The following is a 1,299-nucleotide window of genomic DNA, read 5'->3' as shown; positions in this document are numbered from 1 at the left end:
CGGGTTTGTCGGAGACTTTTTTATTTAAGTTAGGCCACCTGACCTAACGGATTAATTTTATCATAGTACATTGCTTCAAAATCAAAAGGTGGCACATAACCTAGTGCACTATGTACACGCTCTTTATTGAACCAATCTACCCAATTTAATGTCGCAAGTTGTACATCCGCTAAACCTTGCCAATCTGCTTTTAAATATTCAATCACCTCTGTTTTGTATAAGCCATTCACTGTTTCAGCCAAAGCATTATCGTATGAATCACCGGTCGTACCGACTGATGCTCGTAAATTTGCTGCTTCTAAACGATTGGTATAACGAATGGAAAGATATTGCACACCTCTGTCACTATGATGAATCACGTTCTTTGGCATGCCTCGATCATGCAATGCTTGCTCCAGTGCATCGAGCACCATGTCTGTATTCATCCGTGTTGATACTTTCCATCCAACAATTGCTCGCGAGAACACATCAATAATAAAGGCGGTATAGACCCAGCCTGAATTTGTTTGAATATACGTAAAGTCAGCGACCCACAGCTGGTCAGGGTGATCAGCACTAAAATTGCGTTTCACCAAGTCATCTGCTCGTTTTTGATCATCTCGGCTATGGGTAGTTTGTTTATTCTTACCTCGCCAAACACCTTGTATACCTAGCTTTTGCATCAATCGAGCAACTGTACAGCGTGCAATAATATAGCCTTCACGTTTCAGTTTTTGCCAAACTTTACGTACACCATATCGACCTGAACTTTCCTTCCAAATTCGTTTAATTTGTTCAGCATGATGCAAGTCATGTAGATCTCGCTTTGCTCGATGTTCTGGGTTTTCGCAGAGATCTAGAGTCCGGTAATAGGTTGAGGGTGCGATCGGTAAAATTCTACAAATCGCCTCGACTCCGTACAGCTCTTTATTATTATGGATAAAATCCACCATTATTTGTGTGGGCGGTCGAGCTCCGCCTGGGCGAAAAAAGCGGCTGCTTTACGTAGAATCTCATTGGCGCGTTGCAGTTCTTTATTTTCGCGTTCGAGTTGTTTGATACGTTCTTGGTCTGAAAGCTGCTGTACTTTAACTGGATTTAGTTTATCTAAATATTTTTGATACCAAACACGTAGTGTTTCAGGAGTACAACCTATTTTGGGAGCAATAGCGGTGATCGCAGCCCAATTCGATGGATAATCTTTTTCAGATTCAATCAATAATTGAACCGCTCTTTCTCTGATTTCAGGGGCATATTTTAATTTTGTCATCGGGATAGTCTCTCAGAATATTGACTCTCCGACAAACCCGGTACGGTTCA

Annotated in this window: 1 protein-coding gene and 1 other annotated feature; the gene reads right to left on the bottom strand. The window is 41.5% G+C overall.

The annotated features are described in order from the left end of the window. Positions 1–29: 29 nt before the first annotated feature. Positions 30–1,249 (bottom strand): IS3 family transposase gene (locus C8322_RS12030; RefSeq protein WP_100244490.1). Its coding sequence is split into 2 segments (ribosomal slippage): positions 30–973 and positions 973–1,249, totalling 1,221 coding nucleotides; the frame shifts between segments, so codons are not numbered across the junction. Continuing rightward, positions 858–974, bottom strand: a sequence feature (AL1L pseudoknot). It overlaps the preceding gene by 117 nt. Positions 1,250–1,299: the final 50 nt, after the last annotated feature.

This window comes from Acinetobacter sp. SM1B (assembly GCF_003289665.1).
GTDB classification, from domain to species: Bacteria; Pseudomonadota; Gammaproteobacteria; order Pseudomonadales; family Moraxellaceae; genus Acinetobacter; species Acinetobacter schindleri.
Note: the sequence above shows the minus strand (reverse complement) of the source record. Positions and strands in the feature narration are given on the sequence as shown.